Annotated in this window: 22 protein-coding genes and 1 other RNA gene; 11 read left to right on the plus strand and 12 right to left on the minus strand. The window is 46.3% G+C overall.

The genetic code is table 11. From position 1 onward, the window contains the following. Positions 1–5: 5 nt before the first annotated feature. Complete coding sequence (gene rnhA / locus DXN04_RS19445; RefSeq protein ID WP_116855061.1) at positions 6–464, plus strand: ribonuclease HI; 459 nt, start codon at positions 6–8, stop codon at positions 462–464. 70 nt (positions 465–534) lie between these two features. On the opposite strand, the gene DXN04_RS19450 is transcribed toward rnhA, so the two are convergent. The 6 genes from DXN04_RS19450 to DXN04_RS19475 all read right to left on the minus strand — a co-directional run bounded on the left by DXN04_RS19450 (position 535) and on the right by DXN04_RS19475 (position 6,813). After that, positions 535–1,701, minus strand: a complete 1,167-nt coding sequence (locus DXN04_RS19450) for a tetratricopeptide repeat protein (protein ID WP_116855062.1) — start codon at positions 1,699–1,701, stop codon at positions 535–537. A gap of 202 nt (positions 1,702–1,903) precedes the next feature. Further along, positions 1,904–2,341 (minus strand): SsrA-binding protein SmpB, encoded by a 438-nt coding sequence (smpB, locus tag DXN04_RS19455; protein WP_116855063.1) that lies wholly within the window; start codon positions 2,339–2,341, stop codon positions 1,904–1,906. Between the two features lie 77 nt (positions 2,342–2,418). Beyond that, positions 2,419–3,267 carry an acetyl-CoA carboxylase, carboxyltransferase subunit beta gene (accD, locus tag DXN04_RS19460; RefSeq protein ID WP_116855064.1) on the minus strand — a complete coding sequence of 283 codons (849 nt, stop codon included), beginning with the start codon at positions 3,265–3,267 and terminating at the stop codon, positions 2,419–2,421. A gap of 202 nt (positions 3,268–3,469) precedes the next feature. Further along, a complete protein-coding gene (fbaA, locus tag DXN04_RS19465) occupies positions 3,470–4,537 on the minus strand; it encodes a class II fructose-bisphosphate aldolase (protein WP_116855065.1) in 1,068 nt (355 codons plus the stop codon). A 102-nt stretch (positions 4,538–4,639) separates the two neighbouring features. After that, entirely contained in the window at positions 4,640–5,431 is a 792-nt protein-coding gene (locus DXN04_RS19470; RefSeq protein ID WP_116855066.1) for a helical backbone metal receptor, read from the minus strand. 23 nt (positions 5,432–5,454) lie between these two features. Then, a complete protein-coding gene (locus tag DXN04_RS19475) occupies positions 5,455–6,813 on the minus strand; it encodes a pyridoxal-phosphate dependent enzyme (protein WP_116855067.1) in 1,359 nt (452 codons plus the stop codon). Positions 6,814–6,925: 112 nt separating this feature from the next. On the opposite strand from DXN04_RS19475, the gene bioD reads away from it, so the two are divergent. The 10 genes from bioD (at position 6,926) to DXN04_RS19525 (ending at position 17,275) form a co-directional block, all read left to right on the plus strand. Next, the gene (gene bioD / locus DXN04_RS19480; protein ID WP_116855068.1) at positions 6,926–7,558 is read left to right on the plus strand and encodes a dethiobiotin synthase; all 633 of its coding nucleotides are present in this window, start codon (positions 6,926–6,928) and stop codon (positions 7,556–7,558) included. A 13-nt stretch (positions 7,559–7,571) separates the two neighbouring features. Further along, positions 7,572–8,153: a 5-formyltetrahydrofolate cyclo-ligase gene (locus DXN04_RS19485; RefSeq protein WP_116855069.1), complete on the plus strand. Its 582-nt coding sequence runs from the start codon at positions 7,572–7,574 to the stop codon at positions 8,151–8,153. 3 nt (positions 8,154–8,156) lie between these two features. Next, complete coding sequence (gene lpxK / locus DXN04_RS19490) at positions 8,157–9,224, plus strand: tetraacyldisaccharide 4'-kinase (protein WP_116855070.1); 1,068 nt, start codon at positions 8,157–8,159, stop codon at positions 9,222–9,224. Between the two features lie 11 nt (positions 9,225–9,235). Further along, positions 9,236–11,494 carry a ribonuclease R gene (gene rnr, locus DXN04_RS19495; RefSeq protein WP_116855071.1) on the plus strand — a complete coding sequence of 753 codons (2,259 nt, stop codon included), beginning with the start codon at positions 9,236–9,238 and terminating at the stop codon, positions 11,492–11,494. A 34-nt stretch (positions 11,495–11,528) separates the two neighbouring features. Continuing rightward, positions 11,529–12,500 (plus strand): polyprenyl synthetase family protein, encoded by a 972-nt coding sequence (locus DXN04_RS19500; RefSeq protein WP_116855072.1) that lies wholly within the window; start codon positions 11,529–11,531, stop codon positions 12,498–12,500. 211 nt (positions 12,501–12,711) lie between these two features. After that, a complete protein-coding gene (locus tag DXN04_RS19505) occupies positions 12,712–14,382 on the plus strand; it encodes an amino acid permease (protein ID WP_116855073.1) in 1,671 nt (556 codons plus the stop codon). A 158-nt stretch (positions 14,383–14,540) separates the two neighbouring features. Further along, the gene (locus DXN04_RS19510; protein WP_116855074.1) at positions 14,541–14,978 is read left to right on the plus strand and encodes a DoxX family protein; all 438 of its coding nucleotides are present in this window, start codon (positions 14,541–14,543) and stop codon (positions 14,976–14,978) included. A 229-nt stretch (positions 14,979–15,207) separates the two neighbouring features. Next, on the plus strand, positions 15,208–16,239 hold the full coding sequence (locus DXN04_RS19515) for a Smr/MutS family protein (protein WP_116855075.1): 1,032 nt from the start codon (positions 15,208–15,210) through the stop codon (positions 16,237–16,239). Between the two features lie 181 nt (positions 16,240–16,420). Then, positions 16,421–16,806, plus strand: an RNA gene (gene rnpB / locus DXN04_RS19520) — RNase P RNA component class A. 46 nt (positions 16,807–16,852) lie between these two features. After that, on the plus strand, positions 16,853–17,275 hold the full coding sequence (locus DXN04_RS19525; protein WP_116855076.1) for a DUF4870 domain-containing protein: 423 nt from the start codon (positions 16,853–16,855) through the stop codon (positions 17,273–17,275). 92 nt (positions 17,276–17,367) lie between these two features. Here DXN04_RS19525 and DXN04_RS19530 read toward each other — a convergent pair whose 3' ends face one another. The 6 genes from DXN04_RS19530 to ppk1 all read right to left on the minus strand — a co-directional run bounded on the left by DXN04_RS19530 (position 17,368) and on the right by ppk1 (position 26,415). Continuing rightward, positions 17,368–19,062: a S8 family peptidase gene (locus DXN04_RS19530; protein ID WP_116855265.1), complete on the minus strand. Its 1,695-nt coding sequence runs from the start codon at positions 19,060–19,062 to the stop codon at positions 17,368–17,370. Between the two features lie 648 nt (positions 19,063–19,710). Further along, positions 19,711–21,240: an L-piperidine-6-carboxylate dehydrogenase gene (gene amaB, locus DXN04_RS19535; protein WP_116855077.1), complete on the minus strand. Its 1,530-nt coding sequence runs from the start codon at positions 21,238–21,240 to the stop codon at positions 19,711–19,713. Between the two features lie 126 nt (positions 21,241–21,366). Beyond that, positions 21,367–22,251, minus strand: coding sequence for a DUF1338 domain-containing protein (locus DXN04_RS19540; protein WP_116855078.1), 885 nt, complete (start codon positions 22,249–22,251; stop codon positions 21,367–21,369). A 158-nt stretch (positions 22,252–22,409) separates the two neighbouring features. Then, on the minus strand, positions 22,410–23,225 hold the full coding sequence (gene panB, locus DXN04_RS19545; RefSeq protein ID WP_116855079.1) for a 3-methyl-2-oxobutanoate hydroxymethyltransferase: 816 nt from the start codon (positions 23,223–23,225) through the stop codon (positions 22,410–22,412). Between the two features lie 45 nt (positions 23,226–23,270). Beyond that, complete coding sequence (locus DXN04_RS19550) at positions 23,271–24,155, minus strand: Ppx/GppA phosphatase family protein (RefSeq protein WP_116855080.1); 885 nt, start codon at positions 24,153–24,155, stop codon at positions 23,271–23,273. A gap of 172 nt (positions 24,156–24,327) precedes the next feature. After that, positions 24,328–26,415, minus strand: a complete 2,088-nt coding sequence (gene ppk1, locus DXN04_RS19555) for a polyphosphate kinase 1 (RefSeq protein ID WP_233525634.1) — start codon at positions 26,413–26,415, stop codon at positions 24,328–24,330. Positions 26,416–26,536: the final 121 nt, after the last annotated feature.

A 26,536-nucleotide genomic window follows, 5' to 3' on the forward strand; every position in this document is an offset into this window, starting at 1 on the left:
CCGCTATGTCCGAAGTTATAATCTACACAGACGGTTCATCCCGCGGCAACCCAGGCCCTGGTGGCTATGGTGTTATCCTCATGTGGAACTCCGTTCGCAAAGAACTCTCCCAGGGATACCGCAAAACCACCAACAACCGCATGGAACTGCTGGCGGTTATCGTAGCCCTTGAATCACTCAAAAAAGACGGGCTTCCTGTCCGCATCTTCACCGACAGTGAATATGTAGTCAACTCCATCGAAAAAGGCTGGCTCTGGAACTGGGTAAAGATCGGATTCAAAGACAAAAAGAACAAAGACCTCTGGCAGCGTTTTATCCCTGCATACAAAAGGCAACAGGTGAAATTTACATGGGTAAAAGGCCACGCCACGAACCCATTTAATAACCGTTGTGATGAATTGGCTACCGCCGCCGCAGATAGCGGGCAATGGCTGATAGACCAGGGGTTTGAGGCAGGGAATTAAATGTATTCGTATAAAAAGAAGAGGTGCGCTATAAAAAATAGCGCACCTCTTCTTTTTATAAAAAACAAACTTAGAAATTTGAATAATGCTTCATTACCACATTCGTAATCTCCCCATAAGACTTCGCCACCGCCGCCTGAAACAATTCTCCCACAGTAGGAGAAGGCAAATCCTGCCCACCAATCAACTTCCTGTCTTCCGGCGCTAAGACCCGTTCATCCCCCTTAAAATAGCAAAACGCATTGCTCCATCCTGCATCCGCCGGCAACACAATCTTCTCCATATCATCATCATTCGCCCCATCTATCAGGTAACACACAATATTGCCACCTGTCACCACCGTCACATTCGTAAAATACAACACGCCCTTATAAGTCTCCTTCCTGATCTTCTCACTCTGCCTGGGCCTTTTAGTCGTATCTGCCGGCTCCACGATCTCTACCGTTTTCACCAATTCCCTGAAATTCTTCTGGATATTAGGCTTACTCACTAAAAAATCTTCCACCCGGATATCCACCAGGTAATCTGCATGCAGTTTATTCTTCACCACCTCACTTTCCGGCAGGATCTGTACAAAGTTGTTATTATTCTTTGCCCGCAGGTTATTCAGCACATTATCCCTGAACACTGCTGCTACCGGTTCCAGTGCTCTCTGATCGTATTGCGAAACAAGCGCCACATCTCTCACCTCCACGATCGCCATACCCATCTGGTAGGCCTGGTCCATCATCTCTTTGGCATTCTTATAATCCGGCACCAGGGACAGTGCCGCCTGGAAATTACTATATGCTTTGCGGGCACTGAATTTATCTCCATTGCGCAGCAATGCCATGCCACGATCATATCGCGTAGCAGCTGCCGTATCTTTGGAAGCATTAATTGCATTCCGGTAATCCTTTGGCGTTACCACCGTCAGGCATGCCGGGCATGCTTCAATATTGTTATAGAGGTTTTGCAGCACCTGGTACTCCTGCAGGGCCGATTCAAATTTTAAATGCCCACTGGATGACAATGCAGCAGTTGCATTCTTCTCATGCAATTGTACGGATTGCGCATATGCCTGTGGCAATAGAGTCAGTGAAGTCGAAGAGGTGGGACTTTTACGGAGTTTCTTTACAAATGCAATAACGGCTTCGTCATAACGACCCTTATTGTACAGTTTTTCTCCTGATTTACAGGACAATGCAAGAATAAATGGTGCAATTAGCCACCAGCGACAGTCAGGTTTGTATTTCATGATGTAGGTATAGTCCCCTTGGTAAAAGAGATTGCCGCAGGTAATCTCTTTGCTATAAAGCACATGTTGTGCATAGCAGGTAGTTTAATTCAATAGAATAAGCATCCTGGTAGTCATGCTGGTTTTTCAAGGGATGATCTTTTCCTAAAAAGACCTCCAAAGAAACCTTTCAACCTCCACAAATCCTCCTTCCCCTCAACTTCTACTTCAGATACCTTTTAATCTCCCGCTGTGTATCTCTCTGCTTTATAGACTCACGCTTATCATGCAGCTTCTTACCTCTGCCAAGACCTATCTCCATCTTCGCCAAACCCTTCTCAGTCAAAAAAATACGCAATGGAATGATGGTAAACCCTTTCTCCTTAATCTTATTCTCCATCTTACGCAGTTCCCGTTTGGTCAACAGGAGCTTACGTTCGCGCAATGGGTCATGATTCGCGTAGGCGCCATGCGAATATTCGGTGATATGCAGGCTTCTAACAAACAATTCTCCTTTAGAAAAATAGCAGAATGAATCATTAAAACTTACCCGGCTCTGACGGATAGATTTAATCTCAGTACCTGTCAATACCATCCCGGCAATAAATTTATCCTCTATTGCATATTCATAAAATGCCGATCTGTTTCTCAGTTCTGCCACTTTTAAAATTGGGATTTACAAATTGCGGATTACAAAGGCATGTCGCCACACCTGCTGTAATCCGCAATCATCTATAATTAGTTTTTAAATAACTCGAGCAACTGTGCCAGCTTGGCCTTCATTTCCTTACGGTCGATGATCAGGTCCAGGAAACCATGTTCCAGCAGGAACTCAGCACTCTGGAAACCTTCCGGCAGGTCCTTCTTGATTGTCTCCTTAATGATACGTGGACCAGCGAAACCAATCAGGGCCTTCGGCTCTGCGATGTTCAGGTCACCCAGCATTGCGAAAGATGCCGTTACACCACCGGTGGTAGGATCTGTCGCCAGGGAGATGAATGGCAGCTTCGCGTCCGCCAGCTGGGTCAGCTTGGCAGAGGTCTTAGCCATCTGCATCAAAGAAAACGCACTTTCCATCATACGGGCACCACCAGATTTGGAGATGATCATCAATGGCATTTTGTGCGCAATGCAGTAATCAATAGAGCGGGCGATTTTCTCACCTACTACGGAACCCATAGATCCGCCAATGAAGGCAAAGTCCATACAGGAAACCACCAGGTCATTGCCAAATACTTTACCCACACCAACACGCATCGCGTCTTTCAGGCCGGATTTCTTCTGGGCATCTACCAGTCTTGCGCCATATGGCTTTAAGTCCTTGAAGCCCAGGAAGTCCTTTGGATAAATATTTGGGAACAGCTCTTCGAACTGATTGTTATCGAATAAAATCTCGAAATATTCAGCAGAATCGATGCGATTGTGGTAATTACACTTATCGCACACGTAAAAGTGGTTCTTCAGGTCTTTTACCGTAACTGTTTTTTTGCAGCTAGGGCATTTGTGCCACAAACCATCCGGCGCTTCTTTCTTCTCACTTGTAGACGTTTGAATGCCTTGTTTAATTCGCTTAAACCAGCTTGACATATTGAACTATTAGGTTACAAAATAGTTGTGCAAGATACAAATTAAATTAACTTCAAAAGTATCTCATCTGCAATATTATAACAAAAGAGGCTGGTACTCACTATTTTCCTGAAAATACCATTTTCGTAGGAGGGGAAGGGCTAAAATGCAGAAGCCGGTAATCACCAAGATTACCGGCTTCCCTGAAGTATCTCCCTCAAAACTAGGCGTTTCTACCAATACAGTTCAAATCTTTAAACGCTTCTTCCAGACGTTTAACGAAAGTCTCTTCACCTTTACGCAGCCATACACGAGGATCATAATATTTCTTATTTGGCTTATCAGCACCTTCTGGGTTACCCAGCTGAGCCTGCAGATAATCCTTCTTGGATTCATAGAAATCATGAACACCTTCCCAGAATGCCCACTGCATATCTGTATCCAGGTTCATCTTGATTACGCCATAACCCAGCGCTTCTGTAATCTGGTGCTTAGGAGAACCTGAACCACCATGGAATACATAATATACCGGCTTAGGAGCAGTCTTGTGCTTAGCCTGGATGAACTGCTGGCAATTCTGCAGGATTTCGGGACGCAGCGCCACATTACCCGGAGAATAAACACCATGCACGTTACCAAAAGCAGCAGCTACTGTAAAACGGGAACCTACCTGAGACAGTTGTTCGTAAGCGAAGTTTACATCTTCAGGCTGAGTATACAGCTTGGAGTTGTCAACGCCGGAGTTATCAACACCATCTTCTTCACCACCGGTTACACCCAGTTCGATTTCGATGGACATACCCAGCTTGTTCATACGCTCGAAATATTTCTTAGAGATCTCGATGTTCTCATGGATTGGCTCTTCAGAAAGATCCAGCATGTGGGAACTGTACAGTGGCTGACCAGTCTGTTTCTTAAATTCTTCACCCGCATCCAGCAGACCGTCGATCCATGGCAACCATTTTTTAGCAGCATGGTCTGTGTGCAATACAACTGGTACACCGTAGTACTTAGCTACTTCATGTACGTGTTTTGCACCGGAAATGCCACCTGCAATGTTAGCCTGCAACTTATCATTCGGCATTCCTTTACCTGCAAAGAACTGTGCACCACCGTTAGAAAACTGAATAATAACAGGTGAGTTTACTTTAGCAGCAGTTTCCAGTACAGCATTCACTGTGTTAGTACCTACCACGTTTACCGCAGGCATTGCCCATGCATTGTTCTTGGCGTCATTGTACAGCGCTTCCAGCTCTTCGCCGAATAATACGCCAGCTCTGTATTTTCCCATAGCTTTCGGATTGTTTTACATTTAAGGACAGCAAATATAAGTACTAAATAACAAGTTTTATAGTGTTAGAATCATGTTTTCTAGTGATTTATATGATATTCGTCAAAAAAAAGCCTGATTTTGGTAGAAAATCTCCCGAAAATAAGCCACTGCGCGCAAGATTCTACTGCCATACCAACTGAACATCTCCCCGTCTACCAGCTTTACCGGCCAGTCAGGGAAAGAAGAAAAATGCGCCTCTTTGAAAGGAAAAGGTTCTGAAGACAATAGAACTAACTGACAATCAGTGTGCTGCAATTCTTCAAGCGTAATAACCGGGTAGCGCGTCCGCCCCTTAAATACATTCTCCAACCCACATTGCTCCAGCATTGCCGATATAAAAGTATCCCCGCCCGCTACCATCCAGGGATCCTTCCAGATAAAATAAGCCACCTTCTTTCTTGTCACACCTAATGGCGACAATTTTCTTAATACAGCCAGCTCATTAAATGCTCCAATAATTTCCCCGCATAATTGCGCCCCTTTTTCCCCACGACCTGTAATCACACTCACCTGCCTGATCATCTCCAGCGCACCAGAAAGATCATGCACATCCGTCACCCATACCGGGAACTCCTTCATCAGACTTTCCACCTGCTCCCGTTCATTCTCTTCCTTATTGGCAATGATCAGATCAGGTTGCAAACCCTTTATCTTTTCTATATGCAATCGCTTCGTACCACCTATGCGCAGTTTATGATTCGGGGGATGCACACAAAATTTAGTCACACCCACCAACTCCGTTGACAATCCCAGGTCAAATAACAACTCTGTTTGCGAAGGCACCAGCGACACAATACGGCGGGGAGGAAAGTGCCACCTTAACTCCCTGCCAGTTTGATCTATATAAGACATCTCAGTGGCCAATATCAAATGTATTAACTGCCAAGTGCCTGAATGATATCGTATTTGGTCACTATGTGTGCATTTCCACTTTCATCTCTTGTCAGCACCGCACCGTTTTCTTTATTGATATAAGAAGATAATTTCTCTATCGGCGTATCCATTTTTACTTCAGGAAATTTAGCCTGCATCACCTGTTTCACCTGTGCATCCTTCAGGTTCACATCATCAATCAGTTTGATGAACAAACCATTCTCTGATATAGATCCTACTACTTCCTGGTTATGCAATACAGGGATATGTTCGATATCGTATTTCTTCATTTTAGTAATCACATCACTCACTTTCTCCTCCTGCTGAATCGTTACCAGGGGCTGGTTACGGCGACCGTTCACCACATCTTTCACTGTCTTCACATCCAGGAAACCTCTCTCCATCATCCACTGGTCATTATAGACTTTACCTACATAGCGGCTGCCGGAATCATGGAAGATCACAACTACCACATCCGTTGGTTTCAAACTTGCTTTCAGCTGCAAAAGTCCAGCTATAGCGGAACCGGCTGAGTAGCCCACGAAGATGCCTTCTTCCTTGGTAATACGTCTTGCCATGACAGCACCATCCTTATCCGTTACTTTTGTAAAGGCATCAATCACACTCATATCATAGTTCTGCGGCACGAAGTCCTCACCAATACCTTCGGTGATGTAAGGATATACTTCCGACATATCCTGTTCACCGGTTTCGAAGTACTTCTTGAGCAGGGAACCATAGCTATCTATCGCCCAGACTTTTATATCCGGATTCTTTTCTTTCAGAAATTTGCCTGTACCAGTGATAGTCCCACCGGTACCGGTAGCTACCACGAGGTGCGTGATCTTACCATCTGTCTGTTCCCAGATTTCAGGCCCTGTTTGTTCATAGTGCGCATCGCGGTTAGCGAGGTTATCGTATTGATTTACGTAAAAACTGTTGGGTACTTCTGTCGCCAGGCGTTTGGACACAGAGTAGTAGGAGCGGGGATCTTCAGGCTCTACGTTAGTAGGGCATACAATTACTTCTGCACCTACTGCCTTCAGGATGTCTACCTTTTCTTTTGATTGTTTATCAGTAGTGGTAAAGATACATTTGTAGCCTTTGATCACAGCGGCCAGGGCCAGGCCCATACCTGTGTTGCCGGAGGTGCCTTCGATGATGGTACCACCGGGTTTAAGTAAACCTTGTTGTTCGGCTACTTCTACCATTTTTACAGCCATACGGTCTTTGATAGAGTTGCCCGGGTTAAAGAATTCTACTTTGGCAAAGACGGGGCAGGGCAGGCCTGCGGTAACGCGGTGGAGTTTTACCAATGGGGTGTTTCCTATGGTTTCAAGGATGCTGTTGCAAAACTTCATAACTATATTATATTGATCGGAGCGAAAATAAGATAATTATCAGGAAGCGAAAAAAGCGGTCTGCAGGCCAATATCTTACTATATAATTAATATACAATATCTTTGCACAATTATGACAAACCGCATCTTCATCACCGGCATCGGCACAGGCGTAGGCAAAACCATTTCCTCCGCCATCATTACCGAGTCTCTCCAGGCAGATTACTGGAAACCTGTCCAAACCGGTCTGACCGAAGGTACGGATACCGATACCATTAAAAGCCTGCTTAGCAATCCAGTATCCAAATGCCACAGGGAGGCCTACTGCCTCAAAGAACCCGCCAGTCCGCACCTGGCGGCAAGACTGGAAGGCATTACCATCAATGTAAAAAGAATAACAGAAATAGCTGATACCTACCAGCCTGCCAATCGTCCCTTCATCATCGAAGGTGCCGGCGGCCTCATGGTACCTATCACCGACACCATTTTCACCATAGACCTGATCCGGCAGCTCAAAGCCAGGGTGATCATCGTAGCCGGCAATTATCTCGGCTCCATCAATCACTCGCTGCTCACCGCCAGCGTACTGAAACAGGAAAAAATCCCTGTACTGGGCTGGATCTTCAGCGGTGATACCCACTCAAATGAAGACGAGGTAGTGGCATGGTCCGGATTCCCGAAACTGGGACGGATTCCCCAGGCCAGCCATATTGACAAGGCTTTTGTAAAGGAACAGGCAGAAAAGCTATCTTTACAGTTAAAATAATGCAGAGTACCATTTGTTAACAAAAAAGGATATACGCCGGGAGTTTCTTGAAAAAAGACTCAACACTCCCACAGAACAGATTACCACGCTCAACGCGCAGCTGCTTGCTCAATGCCGGCTGCTGGATTTCAGCCCTTATAAGCTGGCACACATTTTTCTACCTATCAGGGAAAAAAAAGAAGTGGATACACACGCCATTGTAGACCAGGCCAGGGCCACATTCCCGGCCCTTCAATGGGTAATTTCCCGTTCCAATATGTCCAATAGTACCATGTTGCATTACCTTTGGGAGCAAAACACCGTACTGGAAAAGAACGCGTACGGGATCCCGGAGCCTGCAGGCGGCATCCTCATCTCACCGGCAGACCTGGACCTGGTATTCGTACCACTGCTGGCATTCGATACTGCCGGACACCGCGTAGGCTATGGCAAAGGGATGTACGACCGCTTCCTGGAACAATGCCGCCCCGACGTGCTCACTATCGGACTGTCACTCTTCGATCCCGTAGCCGGCATTGCCGACATCGGTCCCTGGGATGTGCCACTAAACATCGTGGTTACTCCCAATACCATCTATCATTTCACAAAAAGCTGATGCATGCTGAATTATCTCAAGATCTTATTATATCCTTTCTCACTCCTGTATGGCCTGGTCATGTGGACGCGCAACCGCTTCTACGACAATAAAGTACTTACAGCCGTGGAGTTTGACCTGCCTGTGATCGCCGTCGGCAACCTCTCAGTAGGCGGCACCGGCAAGACACCGCATGTCGAATACCTCATCCGCCTGCTCAAAGACCGTTTTCATACTGCTACCCTGAGCCGTGGCTACAACCGCCGTACCAAAGGCTACCTGCTGGCGGATGAAAACAGTACCGCCTCACAGCTTGGAGATGAGCCCATGCAGTTTCATCAAAAATACCCGGACATCAGCGTATGCGTGGGCGAAGAAAGAATGCTGGCCATACCGCAACTGCTCATGGAGCGCCATGATACACAGGTGATTTTGCTGGATGATGCTTTCCAGCACCGCTCTGTAAAGCCTGGTATGAACATCATGATTACCGACTACAGCCGCCGGTTTACCAAAGATCACGTGGTGCCTTTCGGCCGCCTCAGGGAAGGACGTAAAGGATACGAAAGGGCGAATTGTATCATCGTATCCAAATGTCCGCCACAGCTCTCCCTGGCTGAAAAAAATGCTATCAGGCAGGAAATCAATCCCTTGCCTGGGCAACATGTATATTTTACTACCCTGCAATATGGTAACTTGTACGATATGTTCAGCGGTGAACCTATCACCGTACCGGCAGCTACAACACTGCTGCTGGTAGCCGGGATCGCCCGCCCTGAACCACTCCTGCAGGAACTGAAAAGCAGCAACCGGGAGGTCTTCCTGCTGTCTTTTCCCGATCATTATTATTATGCTGGACACGACCTTGACAAGATACAACGTGAACTGAATAACCTGCCAGGGGACAACAAAATGGTGATTACCACCGAGAAAGATGCCGTCAGGCTACAGCTCCTGGCCCCGCAACTCCGGGAGCGCAACATAACCATCGCCGTTATGCCGGTGGAAATATCTTTCCTGTTCGGGGAAGGAGATTCATTTAATAATTATATTTTTGATTACGTGGAACGGTTTGGAAGTAACCATGATTAAATGTTACGAGAATGACTAAAAAGAAAAAACCTCAAAAAGCAAAAGGTGCCGGCAACAGAGAAAAAAGTTCCGGCCACAGAGAAAAAGGTAATAGCAGCCAGAAGAAAACCTACAATGGGACAGTAGAAATTACCCGTTCCGGCATGGCCTTCGTCATCGTCGAAGGACAGGATAAAGATGTACTGGTAAGACAGAAAAACCTGAACACCGCTTTGGACGGTGATGAAGTAAGCGTTGATGTAATCAAGCAGGGCAGGAACCTGGGCCGGATGGAAGGCGTGATAACGGGGATTACTAAACGTAAGAAAACAGAATTTACCGGCACCCTGCAGGTGAATAAAGGATTTGCATTCCTGGTACCTGATAAGGGCACTTTTATGCCGGATATATATATTCCTGCAAACGCGGTGAAAGACCTGAAAACCGGCGATAAAGCCGTTGTAAAGGTGGTGCAGTGGGGCGAAAAGACCCGCAAGCCCGTTGGCGAGATTGTAGAACTCCTCGATGCCAGCGATACCAACGACCTGGCCATGAAGGAGATCCTTATCGAAGCAGGATTCCCCCTCAGTTTCCCGGCAGACGTGATCCAGGAACTGCAGGCCATCAAAGAAGACATCAGCCCTGCCGAAGTAAAGCAAAGGAAGGACTTCCGCAAGACCCTCACCTTTACCATCGACCCGGTAGATGCCAAAGACTTTGATGATGCCCTCTCTATCAAAAAGACCCGCGCTGGCTGGTATGAAATCGGGGTACACATTGCGGACGTGAGCCACTATGTGCTGCCGGATACCGCGCTGGACAAGGAGGCGGACAAACGCGCCACTTCCGTATACCTGCCGGATCGTGTACTGCCAATGCTGCCTGAGAAGATCTCGAACGAACTCTGTTCCCTTCGTCCGCACGAAGATAAACTGACCTTCTCCGCTGTATTCAAAATGAATGAGAAAGGAGAGATCAAAGAACAATGGATAGGCAGAACCGTGATCCATTCCGATCACCGCTTTACCTACGAAGAAGTGCAGGAGATCATCGAATCAGGCGAAGGGCCTTACAAAGAGGAAGTGTTGCTGTTGAATTCTATTGCCCAGACTATGCGCAAAGCACGTATTCAACACGGTGCCATCAATTTCTCCTCACAGGAGGTACGCTTCCAGCTGGATGAGAATGCAAAGCCGATCGGCATTATGATCAAGGAGAGCAAGGAAGCTCACCAGCTCATTGAAGAGTTTATGCTGCTGGCTAATAAAAAGGTGGCAGAATATGTATACAACATCCGCATCGGCAACAACCAGCAGGTGCCATTCCCATATCGTACCCACGATACACCGGACGAAGAAAAGCTGAAGGTGTTCTCTGGTTTTGCAAGCAAATTCGGTCATAAGCTGGATCTGTCAAACCCAGACGCACTGGCCAATAGTTTCAATGCTATGTTGCAGATGGCGAAAGGGAAACCTGAGCAACACGTACTCGAAACCCTGGGCATCCGTACCATGGCCAAAGCGGTTTACCAGACAGAAGATATTGGTCACTACGGATTGGGCTTCGATCACTATTGCCACTTTACCTCTCCAATCCGTCGTTACCCGGATGTAATGGTACATCGCGTGGTAGCGCAATGCCTGGCGAATGACATTCATCCAGATAAGCAGATGGATGTAAAGTGTAAGCACTCTTCAGAGATGGAGCGCAAGGCAATGGAAGCGGAAAGAGCGGCGAACAAATACAAGCAGGTGGAATACATGCAGGATTTCCTGGGCGAAACCTTCGATGGTGTGGTGAGTGGGGTTGCACATTTTGGTTTCTGGGTAGAAACGGTAGATACGAAGTGTGAAGGGCTGGTGAGTCTGCAGAGTATGAATACCAGGGATGAGTTTAAATATGATGAGAATGAATATGCCCTGGTAGGAATGAATACCGGCCGGAAGATCAGGATTGGGGATAAGGTGAAAGTGCAGGTAGCTGCTGCGAACCTGGTGAAGAGACAGTTGGATTATGAGCTGATAGAGGATGAAGATGCAGGGTTTCCGGCACAGGGCAGGGTGTCCCGCAGGAGAAATGGGGAAGGTGATTTCTCTGCTTCCGGCAGGACTCCACGCGGCAGGAAAAGTGAGGACGTGGATTTCGACAACCAGAACCGCCCACCCCGTGGCAAAAAGCAGTCTGCTGAAAAGAAAGGCGGCCCTGCCAAAGGCAAAGCAAAATCTACCGCTGGTAAGAAGAAATCAACATCAGACAAGAAGGGGAGCGGCGCTTCCCGTAAAAAGGCCTAATTTCGACCCGATTCATAATTATTGACAAGATACCATGCATTCATTTCAGGAATTAACGATCCAGTTTGGAGAACATTTTGCGAAGGAACATTTTCCGGAAAAACCAAAGAAACTGTACGATGCAGCCAGCCACATACTGAAGATAGGCGGCAAACGAATCCGGCCTATCCTGGCATTGATGGGCAATGAGTTGTTTGATACCATCCATCCGGATGCCTACCAGGTGGGTACCGCGGTGGAACTCTTTCACAACTTCACCCTCGTACACGACGATTTGATGGACAAGGCTCCCCTTCGCAGAAACCAACCGACCGTGCATACCCTGTATGGTGATACAGCTGCGATCCTGGCCGGAGATGTGATGTTGATAAATGTATATGAATACCTGAACAAGGTACAGCCTCAGTATAAACAAAAGCTGCTGGCAGCATTTAATAAAGCCGCGATAGAAGTATGCGAAGGCCAGCAGATAGATATGGATTTTGAAGAGATGGAGCCGGAGCATGTACAGTATGACGACTATGTAAATATGATCGCACTTAAAACCTCCGTATTGCTTGCTGCCAGTCTGAAGATGGGCGCAATCATTGGTGGAGGAAGTGAATATAACCAGGAGCACCTGTACCAGTTTGGGAAGAACGTAGGGATTGCCTTTCAGATCCAGGATGACTTTTTGGATGCTTTCGGAGACCCGGAAAAATTTGGGAAACAACAGGGGGGAGATATCCTTGTGAATAAGAAGACCTTTCTCCTGCTCAAAGCACTGGAGTTGTGCAATGGCACACAGCGGAGCAAACTGAAGGAACTGCTGGCGACAAATCCGGAGGATAAGGTGGCACAGGTGCTGGAATTATTCCATGATTGCCAGATTGATCAGTGGGCGGAGAAAGAGAAGGAAAGGTTTCATGACCTGGCACTGGAGCACCTGGAAAAGATCGCGGTATTATCTGCGAGAAAGCAGCCGCTGATAGAATTGGCTGATTTCCTGTTAAAAAGGGAACATTAATTAAAATATGGGAATCATCCTGGCTTATCGTGGAGCAACAATCGTGATAAATCAGGGTGATTTCTTTTTATAGGAGAAATGCCTCCTGTTTTTTAAACCGGCTACCAACTGCTTGGTTTCCTGCATAAAAGAGTGCATTGATTTAATTTCAATATCTTCGTACTATCGCTAAACCTAAGGAAGGTCAACAACAAAAAAATATCACCACCAGATGTCTAAATCGCTGTTTCGTAAGAAATCTATTACTACAATTCTGAAAGATGCACAAGATGGTTTATCAGATGACGCACATGGTGGCGGCCTACACAAAGTACTGAAAGTAAAGGACCTGACAGCAATGGGGATTGCAGCCGTAATCGGCGCAGGCATCTTCTCCACCATCGGGGAGGCTTCTTTTCATGGTGGTCCCGGGGTATCCTTACTGTTTATCATCACCGCAGTTACCTGTGGCTTCTCGGCACTCTGTTATGCTGAATTTGCCAGCAGGGTACCAGTGTCGGGCAGTGCTTATACCTATTCATATGTAACATTTGGAGAGCTGGCAGCATGGGTGATTGGCTGGGCATTGATCCTGGAATATGCTATCGGGAACATTGCAGTTGCCATATCGTGGAGCGGTTACTTCAATAACTTACTTGCCGGTGTCGGCAAAGCTTTCGGGATGAATCTTTCCCTGCCGCTCTGGCTTACAAGTAATTACGATAGTGCCACGCCTGAGATTTATGCATCAGCACCGCACATTGGCAGTCTACCTGTCATCCTCAATTTACCTGCTTTCATCATAGTAGTATTAGTCACTTACCTCGCCTATGTTGGCATCCGTGAAAGTAAAAAGAGCGCCAACTTCATGGTCGGACTCAAAATCGCGGTCATTCTCTTTGTCATTATCGTCGGTTCATTTTATGTACATCCGGACAACTGGTCACCGTTCATGCCGAATGGTTTTTCAGGTGTATTGAAGGGGGTGTCTGCCGTATTTTTTGCCTACATAGGTTTTGATGCGATCAGTACCACCGCCGAAGAATGTGCGAACCCACAGCGTGATTTGCCAAAGGGGATGATATATTCACTGATTATTTGTACGGTATTGTATATCCTGATTGCGTTTGTGCTGACAGGGATGGTGTCTTATTCACAGCTGAAAGTGGAGGATCCCCTGGCATTCGTATTCAATGCAGTAAATCTTCATAAAGTAAGTTTCCTGATCTCGGTGAGTGCGGTGGTAGCTACTACGAGCGTACTGCTGGTGTTCCAGATTGGCCAGCCGCGAATCTGGATGAGTATGAGCCGGGATGGTTTGTTGCCGAAGAAATTCAGTAAGATCCATCCTAAGTTTAAAACTCCTTCATTTGCAACGATTATCACAGGGGTAATTGTAGGAGTACCTGCACTGTTTTTGAACCTGACAGTGGTGACGGACCTGACCAGTATCGGTACTTTGTTTGCATTTATCCTGGTATGTGGTGGCGTATTGTTACTGCCTCCGCAGCCGGCGAATGATGGTAGCAAGCGATTCCGTCTGCCATACATTAATGGTCAGTATATTGTTCCGGCGATAGTGCTGATCTTTATTTATATCTTCAGGAAGGAACTGCCTACCCGTTTTTCATTGGCAGGCGGCTGGGATGTATGGAAGCATAATATTCCGTTTTTCTTCTTTGCGGTGGCGACGATTGTTTTTGTAGTGCTGTCGTTTTGGAAGAAGCTGTCGTTGATTCCGGTGTTAGGATTGCTGAGTTGTTTTTACCTGATGACGGAGATTGGGCTGAGTAACTGGGAGGTGTTTACGGTTTGGTTGTTGATTGGATTAGCGATTTATTTTGGATATAGCTACAGGAAGAGTAAGCTGAATGAAGATGTGGCAAAGGTGCATATTCAATAGACATTAAAATAAACAGAAAAGGGGCCTCTGCTTTCAGCAGAGGCCCCTTTTTTATATAACCACCTCATCCCTAATACCTTGTACCACTTACCTAATTTGGAGATTTCACAAAAAAACCTTATATTTAAGTAGTTCTTTGATCCTAAAACTCATATTTTATGAACCTGCTACAGCGAATTGACCATTGGGGCGAATCGCATCATCCTAAATGGGTAGATGGCATTCGCATTCTCCTTGGAATATTTTTGTTCTGGAAAGGAGTTGTATTCATTCAAAATATCGATGTTCTCAAAGCAGTGATAAACCAAAGCCCGTTTATCACGGTTCTTTCCTTCTGGCTTGCTCATTACATTGTCTTTGCTCATCTCCTGGGCGGGGTCCTTATCACATTTGGTCTCCTCACTCGAGTTGCTGTCCTTGCACAGATCCCCATTCTTCTCGGCGCCCTCATCTTTGTACATACACCTACCGGGTTATTTAGTGTACATAATGAATCCGGCCTTTCCATCCTTGTTCTGCTGTTACTGTTAGCATTCCTTGTAGAAGGTAGTGGCCCCCTTTCATATGATGGTTATATGCGCCGGCATCCAGCATGAGTGTGCATATAAGATTGGAATTCAATAAATTGATGTTATTTGCTGCACAGGAAACAGGTAGCAGGGGAGCCTGCTATCTGTTTTGGCGTGAGCACCCAATCACCTCTCCCTGTCTTACCCTCTCTCCGCCCCAAAAACAGAAGTCCTATAATTTATGTAGTTTTGCACACTGCGATACAGCTATCAGGGACTCCTGCCAGCTGTCTAATAGAGCCGCAGTTTAGTAATCATGAAGTACGAGATTGGAGATAAGATAATATTGCTTCACTCAAAAGAAGAAGGTACCGTTGTCGATATCATCAACGCCGACATGGTGATGGTAGAGATCGGCAAAGTGACATTCCCGGTGTACCTGGACCAAATCGATTTCCCTTATTTTCACCGGTTTACAACCACTCCTAAGAATGGCAACCCACCAGCCAGAAAAGCCGGTTTCGATATCAAACCTGAGAAAAAACAGGATACTTTCAGAATGGACAAAGGGGTATTCCTCTCCGTTCTGCCCGTATTCCGTGTAGAAGGATATGAGGAGAATGTAGAACAACTTAAATTCCACCTGGCCAATGAGACCAACAGCGCCTGGAAATTCCATTTCCAGGTCTACCTCAAAAACCAGCTGGAACTGGAAATGAAAAATGAAATTCAGCCCTTCGCTAATTTCTACCTCAGCGACCTGCCTTTCGAATCGCTGAACGATGGGCCCAGGATAGAATTCACTTTTTACCCGAAAGAACCAGATCCAAAACTGGCACCCTCTTTCCAGAAAACCTGGAAAATAAAAACCAAGCAGATTTTTCAGCAACTAAGTGATTTACAAGCCAGAAGAAACGCTACATTAAGTTATTTACTGTTTGAAAAGTTCCCACCAAAGCCGGAAAAATCAGTCAATGATTTCGATACTTCGTCGATCGGTAAGTTCTCGGCAGGCACGACTACGACTATCACCAATAGCGCACCCGAACCACCGATCACGCCCAAGTATGAACTCGACCTGCACATCGAACAGCTCACGCCGGATTGGAAAGGGATGAAGAATATCGAAATTCTTGCTATCCAGCTCAATGAGTTTGTACGCTATCTTGAATTGGCGATTTCTCATCATCAGCATACAATGTTCGTGATTCATGGGGTAGGGAAGGGCAGACTCAAGGATGAGATTCATATGATCTTAAGAGATACGCCCGGAGTTGATAAGTTTGTGAATGAATACCACCCGAGATACGGGTTTGGGGCTACGGAGATCTTTTTTAAGCATGCCTGATCAGCAGAGATTTTCAGATGGGTGGAGACAATGGAGATGGATTAAATATATTTTTTGCCGGTGAAGGTTTTGAAGGATGCCCTTTATATTTTGAAGGATACCTTTGATATTATAAAGGATGCCACTTATATATTTTCCCCACACTTCAAAATCCCTCACAGATTTTTATACTTTTGCAAAAACTACAAACCGTGCTATCGTTCCAGGCAACTGGTAAGGAAAGTCCGGACAGCATAGAGCAACGCACCACCTAACTGGTGGGGACCTGTTCATCTTATCTCCGATAAGTCGCACAGGTCACAGACAGTGCCACAGAAAATGACCGCCTTGTCTCGTACAGGGTAAGGGTGAAAATGTAGGGTAAGAGCCTACGTTCTGGAATGGCAACATAACAGAAGGGTAAACCTTGCGTGCTGAAATGCCATGTATACGGTCGATGAGGGCGGCTCGTCCAATGACCGAGGGTAGGCAGATACAGGTGGCGTGTGAACGTCATCGCAGATAAATGATAGCATCAGTCGTCGCAAGACAGCTGAACAGAATCCGGCTTATAGGTTTGTAGTTTTTGTTTTTCTCCTTTCTAAATTACTTACAACCAAATCGATTATACCCAATGAATCAAAAAGACGAAAGAAACTGGGCCGTATTTATCAGCCTCGCCGGCATTATTGGCATGACTATAGGTTTTTTATCGCCCATCGGTAATATGGTGGCCGTACTCGCACTTTGGCTCTTCAAGAGAGATGAATCTTCTCTCCTGGATACCGAAGGCAAGGAAGCCCTCAATTTTCAAATTACTATGAGCATCCTGGTGGTGATCGTCAACATCATTTTCTTCTTCCTTTCCGCTATCTGGACATTCAGTACCTTCCTTTTCTCCAGCTATTATTATACGCCCGGATTCCATTTCAGGATATTCAGGGGACGTAATAATATAGTCTGGATTATTAACCTGATCTTCTCAATTATTGCAGCAATAAAAGCGAATAATGGCGAAGTGTACAGGTATCCGTTCAGCTGGAGAATTGTAAAATAACTGGATACTTATAAAATATAAAAGGGCTTTTGCTACCCGCAAAAGCCCTTTTATATTTTACTTTATTGATCATTCAACCGTATTGATCATATTTATCCTTTCTTTACCTTCATCACCTTCGCTTTCTTACCCAGCTTCTCTACTTTCTCCGGCTTCAGCGTAGCTGCCAGTTTCAGGGCACTATACGCATTCACCAGGCCTCCTGTAGCAGACAAATCAGCAAACGGTACCATCTCATTTCCCTGGCCCGGCTTATTCACTTCCTTCGCCCCATCAGGCAGCGGCACCGCCGATTTCAACAACACATATTTTATCTGCTCAGCACTCAAATCGGGATAATAAGACCATACCAACGCAGCTACGCCGGCTACTACCGGACAAGCCATACTCGTACCACTCAGACTCCCATACTTATTACCACCGGGCAGGGTAGCATAAATCTGTACACCAGGTGCAAACAGGTCCACTGTGCGCTTACCATAGTTGGAAAAGCTTGCTACCTTGGCACCTACTTTACCATTGCTGCTGGCACCCACGGTAATCACGTTTGTAGCCGTACCACCATTCAGGAAATCAGCATTGGGGAAGTTGTCAGTACTATCCACATTCTTACCATCATTGCCCGCCGCATGAATCAATAACACATTGTGATCTGCTGCGTACTTAAAGGCTGCATCCACCCAATCCTTATGCGGAGAGAATGATTTACCAAAGCTCATATTGATGACACGGGCACCGTTGTCAACAGCATAGATGATGGCCAGTGCCACATCTTTATCCCGCTCATCGCCATCAGGTACCGCTTTCACCGCCATGATCTTTACATTGTCAGCCACACCGTCCATTCCTACGCCATTGTTTCTGGCAGCTGCAATGATACCGGATACGTGGGTACCGTGGAAACCAAATTGTCCCATTACGTCATTGTTGCCGTAATACTTGTCATTTATATCATTGATATTATCGCCTACGATCTCCGCACGCTTAGCATTTGGAGTATAGTTATCCGAAACCTCTGCCTTCTTCTTCAGGTCCTCGATGTACTCTTCAAACTCAGGCTTGAAATCAGCATAGCTGATACTGGAGTCTCCCGTACTTCTGAACAGGCGGATCATGAAATTCTTTGCCACCATCACATCCTGGTCTGTCGTCTGGATGCTGTCCAGCCTGGGTACGGTAAAGTCGTCCTGTTTCAGGTAGGCGGTCAGCAGGCTACTGGCTTTCTTCACATTATCCTGCAGTTTCAGCATGGATCTATAAGTCGTCTTACTTTCGGTAGAAGGCTTCGCGATCTTGGAAGACACTTTCTGCCAGTAGGCATATTCTTTTGATTGGTGGTCCAGCGCGGAGTCCGGGTTAATATATTTTTCCTTTAACCTTACGTATTCGCGGGTGGCTTCGTCAGAATCATCTTTCAGGCTACGTCCATCTTTTCCTCCCAAAAAATTCCATCCATGCACATCATCCACATACCCATTTTTATCGTCGTCAATTCCATTACCTGGAATTTCCTTTGGATTTGTCCATAAAATAGATTTCAGATCTTCATGCAGGGTGTCGATACCTGAGTCGATTACCGCTACAACGATAGGGCTGCTCTTTTTCCCTTTCAGCAGTTCAGTGTAGGCGCGTTGCACGCTGGTGCCGTATACGCTGTCTGTCGCGTAGTCCAGCAGGTGCCAGTTTTTCGGTACGGCGTTTCCCTGAGCATAGGCTGAATTAGTTGTAAGTGCAGTCATCATTGCAACACATCCTGCCATGACTGCCATTGCTCCGCTAGATTTCATTGGTCTGTTTTTTTTCACAATAAGCATATCAATACAAATACCATAAAAGGTTAAAGGTAATGTAAAGTGTAATGGGCCAAGATAAGACGAATTGATGAAGGGGGGAAATAGAATATTATGATCAGCAGATTCCCGTGGTAGATGGGGGGAACTACCTATACGCAGTAAGAAAAGATCCAATATTATAAAATAATTTCCACTATCTGGCGCTGGGTGCTATTCTTTGGAAAGTGGCTACGGGCACAGCCATAAGCTGCTTTTAGGGCTAAACTGCCGGCTAAGGGGCAGGGAAGTAGCACGAAAGTAGAATATGAATTTTCGGAAAAAAGTGTAATATTTAGAGCTGGAAGAATAATTAGGAGGTTCTCCAATTATTTTTCTCATAAGCATGGTTTCCGTTTAACGAAAAAGCGAGGTTCTCTAACCTCGCTATTTTTTTATATAACGAAGTTATTATGTTTTTATTTTATATTATATAGAAAACGGTAATTTGAGTGAAAGAAAAAGCAATAATCGGGTTGAAACCAACAAAAGAATTCCAAATGGCGTAGCAATTCCAATTTGCTCCCCCAGCAAAATAACATATAAAAAAAAGCGCATTAGCCTTGTACTGCTAATGCGCTTTTTTTATAATAATCCTCTAATAGCTTATAAATCAAACTTAATCCCCTGAGCCAACGGCAACTGCGTAGAGTAATTAATCGTATTCGTCTGCCTCCGCATATACGCCTTCCACGCTTCTGATCCACTTTCCCTGCCGCCACCGGTTTCCTTCTCTCCACCAAAAGCACCCCCGATCTCCGCACCCGAAGTACCGATATTTACATTGGCTATACCGCAATCAGATCCCGCCTGTGACAGGAAGGCCTCCGCCTCCCGCAGGTTCAATGTCATTATTGAAGAAGACAAGCCCTGGGGCACCCCATTCTGCAAAGCAATCGCCTCCTCAAGGGTCTTGTATTTCATGACATACAGGATCGGCGCAAATGTCTCATGCTGCACGATCTGGTAATGATTCTCCACTTCTGCTATACAAGGCTTCACATAACAGCCGGAGGCATACTCAGCACCTGACAATACACCACCTTCTACCAAAATCCGTCCACCTTCCTTCTGCACCTCTGCAATCGCATGTTCATACATCCTCACAGCATCTGTATCGATCAATGGCCCTACATGGTTATTCTCATCCAGCGGGTTACCGATCTTTAACTGTCCATATGCTTTCACCAGCTTCGCCGTAAATGCATCATATACACTTTCATGAATGATCAAACGACGGGTGGTGGTACAACGCTGCCCGGCCGTACCTACAGCACCAAACACACATCCGATCAGTGACATATCCAGGTCTGCATCTTTAGAAATAATGATGGCATTGTTGCCACCCAGCTCCAGCAATGACCGCCCCAGGCGTGCTGCAACCACAGCCGCTACCGCCTTACCCATCCGGGTAGAACCAGTGGCCGATACCAATGGAACCCGGGTATCTGCCGCCAGCCATTCACCTGCATCCCGGTTACCTGCCAGCAGACAACATACCCCTTCCGGCACATTGTTCGCCTGCAGCACTTCCTGCACGATCTGCTGACACGCGATTGCAGATAACGGTGTCTTTTCTGATGGTTTCCAGATACATACATCACCACATACCCATGCCAGCATAGCGTTCCAGCTCCATACCGCCACCGGGAAATTGAAGGCTGAAATAATACCTGTGATACCCAGGGGATGCCATTGCTCATACATCCGGTGGCCCGGCCGTTCAGAGTGCATGGTGAGTCCGTGCAACTGCCGGGAAAGGCCTACTGCAAAGTCACAGATGTCTATCATCTCCTGTACTTCACCATATCCTTCCTGCAGGCTTTTACCCATTTCATAAGACACGAGTTTGCCCAGTGCCTGTTTATTTTTACGCAGTGCTTCGCCAATTTGTCTTACGACCTCGCCACGGCGTGGTGCCGGCCATAAGCGCCATTCTTTGAATGCAGCAGCTGCTGTTGTTACGACTGTATCATAATTCGCACGACTGGCCGCTGTGACCTGTGCTATGTGTTTACCATCTACCGGTGAATGGGCATCTATGACTGCGCCATCGGCTTTCAACCACTGGGTGCCTGTGCTGACACCGCTGTTTTGGGAACTGATATGGAACTGGTTCAGAATGTCTTGTATCATGGTGCAAATATATGTTTTTAACGAGCTGCGAACAGTGAACACCATTGTTGAATGGATGTTAAATATTACTTAACAGGCTGCGCGCGCGCTAACTGTTTTGGTGCTAAAAAATTTAAATCAAGTCCCTTAATTCCCTGTCTGCGAACTATACGTACTCTCAAAAATCTTGTCCGCATTCCCTGCCTCAAAGCCCTCTCTTCTGTGCTCTCTCTTTATCTCACTCAATGGCAGATGCGCAAATTGCGGTAATACCCTCCTCTCCGCAAACTCTACATAAGATCCTGAAATCTCCTTCATCTCATTCCCTGCAAACCTCGCCGGAATCATTTTCGCCACCGTACTACTCTGCAATAGCAAATGATCCGGACTCTCCTTAATCTTCCCGCCTGCATCATTCAATTTAAATCCATTCTTTTCTAAAAACCTATTAAAATCGGCCACCGTATTATATCCCGCAGGCAGGTTTTGCAAACTGACCGTAAAATGATTCAGGTAATACCGGTTATAAATCACCCAGGCTGCATATTCACTCTCTGCCGCCAGTGCCTGGTAATCCGCCAGGGTAGGGGTTCTCCAGAGGGCACTATGCAAGAACAAATCTACCTCCGGGCCATTGTCCAGGTCAAGCTTTGTCACCGGGTCTGTCTTCACTTCATCTGTATAACTGCTAATGATACGCTGCGCCTCCGCACTCAGGTCCTGCACCCGCAGCTCACTGATAAAGATGCGCGGATATTTCGGGGCCGGTGGTGCATACCAGTAAGCGTCCAGCTTCTTTTCCCTGAAATGATAAGGATCCTGTTTCGTATAACCATAATGCAGGAAGATCTTTTCCAGCGATTGAATGCCCAGTTGTGGCACACCTATCGTTCTGAAAGCAATGTGGTCATTTTCAATGTCATCTGCGATCTGAATAATATCTTCATTGATCATGGCCGCGATAATAGCAGCAACGTCTGGTACACGCTCCTGATACCGTTGCATCAGGCCGTTCAGTACATAGTCTAACATAACTCAGGTTTAGTTTGTGGGCATGCATCATTATTGATTGCTCAGCCATTTACGACAATGGGGGCATTCAAAATGAGGCTTTACCGGTTTGTGGAATCGGGGTAAAGGTAGGTTATTTTAGCAGAACGCTCCTGCCGGGGCAGAAGCGTTCTCTGAGCTTAATATTGTTCATTATCATTTGGAAAATCCTTCGCTTTCACATCACTGATATACTGTTTCGAAGCACCCAGGATCGTCTCGTACAGGTTCAGGTACCTGCGCAGGAACCTGGGTTTGAAGTCCTTGTTAATGCCCAGCAAATCGTGCATCACCAGTACCTGGCCGTCTACATACTTACCCGCGCCGATACCGATGATCGGGATCCTTACACTCTCAGCCACTTTCTTTGCCAGCAGGGCCGGAATCTTCTCCAGTACAATTGCAAAGCAACCCGCCTCCTCCAGCAGTTTGGCATCGCGCAGCAGCTTTTCAGCCTCTGCATCTTCTGTAGCGCGTACTGAGTAGGTACCAAATTTATTGATAGACTGAGGTGTGAGTCCCAGGTGACCCATAACAGGCACGCCGGCAGATATAATACGTTTTACCGATTCTAATATTTCTTCACCCCCTTCGATCTTCACCCCATGTGCACTGGTTTCCTTCATAATGCGCACGGTAGACATCAGGGCTTCTTTGGAATTGCCCTGGTAGGTACCGAAGGGCAGGTCTACTACCACAAATGCCCGCTTGATAGCCCTTACGACCGATGCCGCATGATAAATCATATGGTCCAGGGTAATAGGCAGGGTGGTTTCATAACCAGCCATTACGTTTGCCGCGGAATCGCCTACCAGCAACACATCCATACCAGCATCGTCAAAGATGCGGGCCATGGAAAAATCGTAGGCGGTAATCATTGAAATCTTTTCCCCTTCATCCTTCATCCGCTGAAGGATATGCGTTGTGATCCGCTTAACTTCTTTGTGCGTAGACATCTCTTATCTTGTTGTTAAAAAAGGGTGTTAAGGTAGGGAAAATATTTAAATTGAAGTGATTTCTCCGTACAGGGACTGGATCAGGCCGTCCGCCAGGCCGATTTTGGGTACAAAAATCTCTTCTGCATTCGCCCAACGCATAATGTTAACATAGATCTGCAGGGCCGGAACGATTACATCTGCCCGGTCTTCCCTTAAATTATAGAGGTGAATTCGTTCTTCGACGGAGAAACTGCTGAACTCCTTGTAGTAATCTTTCAGCACGTCGAGGGTGAGAGGTTTTCCTTCCTTGCGTTTAGAGAGTGAAAATACCTTGTTAATATTACCCCCGGAACCGATGGCGGTCACCGGGCCAAGGCCTTTGATCTGTTGCTTGATGGTGTCCTTCATATATTGCCACTGTGCTTCAGTCACCTGTTGCTGCAGCAGCCGGATTGTACCGATATTAAAAGAGGTCTTGTGTACCAGCGTATTTTTGCTGAAGATGGTCACCTCGGTACTACCACCACCTACATCTATATACATATAGGCGCGTGACTTGTCCAGGTTCTCCGCAATGTGGCTTTCGTAGAGGAAAGATGCTTCTTCCTGTCCCGATATAATTTTGATATCAATACCCGTTTCGCGTCTTACATCATCCAGGATGACGGCAGAATTGCCTGCATCGCGCATGGCACTGGTAGCGCAGGCTTTCAGGTATTTTACTTCGTAGACTTCGAGGAGGAGTTTGTATGCTTTGATCGTACTGATCAGGTGTTCTGCCCTTTTAGGAGAAATGATGCCGGTGCTGAAAACATCAATACCCAGCCTTAGCGGCACACGCACCAGGTTTACCTTTGTAAAGTCCATACGTCCCTGACTGTTGGGCGATGCTTCTGAAATCAGTAACCGGGCGGCGTTGGAGCCTATGTCAATAGCAGCAAGCTTCATAATGGGCAAAGATAGTCGTTTATCTTTTCAGGATCAACAAAAACGGCACCGGGCTAGTGTTGTAGTTTGAATTTTCCAGGAATTGTACGGCTAATGAGCCAGGCTCAAAGGCCTGCAGGAAAGGGCAGTTACAAGGAAATTGATTCAAACTGCAACACTACATGCCCTGGCATTATTTATACTGTTTTTCATGCAGGTACTTGAAGATCTCAATCTGTGACCTGATCTTCTTACCACCTTCACGTTTATATTCATTGTTCTGCTCATTATCCAGGATCCTTGCCTTCACGTTTCCACTCAGCTGAATGGCCAGGATATCCTTTATTTCCTGCTGAATAGAAAGATCGAAGATAGGCACGGCTACTTCCACACGATGGTCGAGGTTACGCACCATCCAGTCGCAGGAAGAGATGTATACACCACTTCTGAAAACGAATGCCCTGGCGTGTTCCAGGTATTCATCCACAATGCTGATCGCTGTGATGTTTTTCTTCCACTTCTTATTTTCCGTATATGCGCAACAGATACCCCTGATGATCATCTTCACATCCACACCTACGCGGGCTGCTTCGTACAGGAGGTTGATCATTTGCGGATCAGAGAGAGAGTTCATCTTAATGATCATCTCTCCGCCACTCTTGTTTTTAGCCAGCTTGATTTCCCTTTCAATCATCTTCACGAAGAAAGGCCGCATACTGATAGGACTGATGGCCAGTGTCTTACAACCTGCGAGGATTTTAGTATCGTGCTTGGGACTTTCGAGATAGGCAAACACACGATTGATATCGGCAAGAATGCTTCTGTTGGCTGTGAGCAACCAATGGTCACCATATACACGGGCCGTTTTTTCATTCAGGTTGCCGGTAGCGACAAAGCCACACTGGATAGTCTTGGTACCGATTTTCTTTTTGATCACACACATCTTGGCGTGTACTTTCAGGCCCGGGATACCAATCAGTACTTTCACCCCTTCATCTTCCAGCCGGGTTTTCCATTCCAGGTTATCTGCTTCATTAAAACGGGCCCGCAGTTCCAGGGATACTGTTACCTGTTTGCCGTTACGTACTGCATTCACGAGTGCATTTACAATCCTGGAATTACGTGCCAGTCTGTAAGCAGTAATCTTGATGCTCACTACGTTCGGGTCGATGGCTGCTTCACGCAGCAGGTCAATGATAGTATCGAAGGAGTGGTAAGGTGTGTGGAGCATCACATCCTGCCCCTGGATCACGTGCATAACGCTGGTGGCCTCGGCAAACAAAGGATGCACAAAACTCTTGCGCAGAGAGCTGGTCTTCTCAGCGAATACGGAGTTCGGGAAGTCCATAAAGTCTTTGAAGTTATGGATCCGCGCACCCGGAATCAGGTTATCGCCGGGGGAGAGGCCCATACGGCGCATCAGGTATTCGAGCAGCAGGGGATCGATGTCCTTATCATAGACGAAGCGTACAGGTTTCCCTTTACGCCGGTCTTTCAGGCCTTTCTCGATCTGGTGAATGAGGCTGGTAGAGATATCGTTATCAATATCCAGTTCCGCATCGCGGGTTACCTTGATGATGTGGGCATTGAACTTGTCGTAGCCGAAATAAGAAAAGATATAAGGCAGGCAGAAACGGATTACATCCTCGATGAGGATGATGTCTTTTTCGCCTTCTTTGGATGGCAGGATGATAAAACGGGGGAGGACCGTAGTCGGAATTTCTATCAGTGCAAATTTCTGTCTGACAGAATTATCCTGTCTGGCCAGTACAATGGCCAGGTAAATAGATTTATCGCGCAGCAATGGGAATTGCGGGATACTCTCGATCATCAGGGGGATGATGTTGGTACGCACTTCCTCATTAAAGAAATTGAGAACGAATTTCTGTTGTTCCTTGCTTAAGTGCTTTTCGGTGCGGATATAGATTTTCTGTTCTTTCAGTTCATCCACGATACCGTCCCAGATGCGGTCAAATTCACGTTGCTGATCTATGACAAGATCATGGATATCATTGAGGATCTGTTCGGGGTTTTCTTCCAGGTGCATGCGGGCTGATTTGCCAACAGAAAGCATTCTGCGAAGGGTGGCTACGCGTACGCGGAAAAATTCATCCTGGTTATTCGAGTGAATACCGAGGAAACGGATACGTTCATGTAATGGTACACTGGGGTCAGCTGCTTCCTGTAATACTCTGGCATTAAAGGCGAGCCAGCTTACGTCCCGGGGGATCATTTTCTTTTTTTCTGGCGCATTTTTCTTGCTGTTCGTCTTTTTTTCCATCTCCGGATCTTGAGTAAAAGTATCTAAAGGCTCACTTTTGGACAATCGCATCTTAAAGGGCAAATTAACGTTGTAGGTTATATGTTATATAACCATAATCACAACAATACCAGATTTTGGG

It is taken from the genome of Chitinophaga silvisoli, from assembly GCF_003412465.1.
GTDB classification, from domain to species: Bacteria; Bacteroidota; Bacteroidia; order Chitinophagales; family Chitinophagaceae; genus Chitinophaga; species Chitinophaga silvisoli.

Excerpts from the sequence above, each read along its gene's own strand:
- rnhA (WP_116855061.1), top strand. The coding sequence starts at position 6 with ATGTCCGAAGTTATAATCTACACAGACGGTTCATCCCGCGGCAACCCA.
- DXN04_RS19450 (WP_116855062.1), bottom strand. The coding sequence starts at position 1,701 with ATGAAATACAAACCTGACTGTCGCTGGTGGCTAATTGCACCATTTATT.
- accD (WP_116855064.1), bottom strand. The coding sequence starts at position 3,267 with ATGTCAAGCTGGTTTAAGCGAATTAAACAAGGCATTCAAACGTCTACA.
- fbaA (WP_116855065.1), bottom strand. The coding sequence starts at position 4,537 with ATGGGAAAATACAGAGCTGGCGTATTATTCGGCGAAGAGCTGGAAGCG.
- DXN04_RS19470 (WP_116855066.1), bottom strand. The coding sequence starts at position 5,431 with ATGTCTTATATAGATCAAACTGGCAGGGAGTTAAGGTGGCACTTTCCT.
- DXN04_RS19475 (WP_116855067.1), bottom strand. The coding sequence starts at position 6,813 with ATGAAGTTTTGCAACAGCATCCTTGAAACCATAGGAAACACCCCATTG.
- bioD (WP_116855068.1), top strand. The coding sequence starts at position 6,926 with ATGACAAACCGCATCTTCATCACCGGCATCGGCACAGGCGTAGGCAAA.
- lpxK (WP_116855070.1), top strand. The coding sequence starts at position 8,157 with ATGCTGAATTATCTCAAGATCTTATTATATCCTTTCTCACTCCTGTAT.
- rnr (WP_116855071.1), top strand. The coding sequence starts at position 9,236 with ATGACTAAAAAGAAAAAACCTCAAAAAGCAAAAGGTGCCGGCAACAGA.
- DXN04_RS19500 (WP_116855072.1), top strand. The coding sequence starts at position 11,529 with ATGCATTCATTTCAGGAATTAACGATCCAGTTTGGAGAACATTTTGCG.
- DXN04_RS19505 (WP_116855073.1), top strand. The coding sequence starts at position 12,712 with ATGTCTAAATCGCTGTTTCGTAAGAAATCTATTACTACAATTCTGAAA.
- DXN04_RS19510 (WP_116855074.1), top strand. The coding sequence starts at position 14,541 with ATGAACCTGCTACAGCGAATTGACCATTGGGGCGAATCGCATCATCCT.
- DXN04_RS19515 (WP_116855075.1), top strand. The coding sequence starts at position 15,208 with ATGAAGTACGAGATTGGAGATAAGATAATATTGCTTCACTCAAAAGAA.
- DXN04_RS19525 (WP_116855076.1), top strand. The coding sequence starts at position 16,853 with ATGAATCAAAAAGACGAAAGAAACTGGGCCGTATTTATCAGCCTCGCC.
- DXN04_RS19530 (WP_116855265.1), bottom strand. The coding sequence starts at position 19,062 with ATGAAATCTAGCGGAGCAATGGCAGTCATGGCAGGATGTGTTGCAATG.
- amaB (WP_116855077.1), bottom strand. The coding sequence starts at position 21,240 with ATGATACAAGACATTCTGAACCAGTTCCATATCAGTTCCCAAAACAGC.
- DXN04_RS19540 (WP_116855078.1), bottom strand. The coding sequence starts at position 22,251 with ATGTTAGACTATGTACTGAACGGCCTGATGCAACGGTATCAGGAGCGT.
- panB (WP_116855079.1), bottom strand. The coding sequence starts at position 23,225 with ATGTCTACGCACAAAGAAGTTAAGCGGATCACAACGCATATCCTTCAG.
- DXN04_RS19550 (WP_116855080.1), bottom strand. The coding sequence starts at position 24,155 with ATGAAGCTTGCTGCTATTGACATAGGCTCCAACGCCGCCCGGTTACTG.
- ppk1 (WP_233525634.1), bottom strand. The coding sequence starts at position 26,415 with ATGGAAAAAAAGACGAACAGCAAGAAAAATGCGCCAGAAAAAAAGAAA.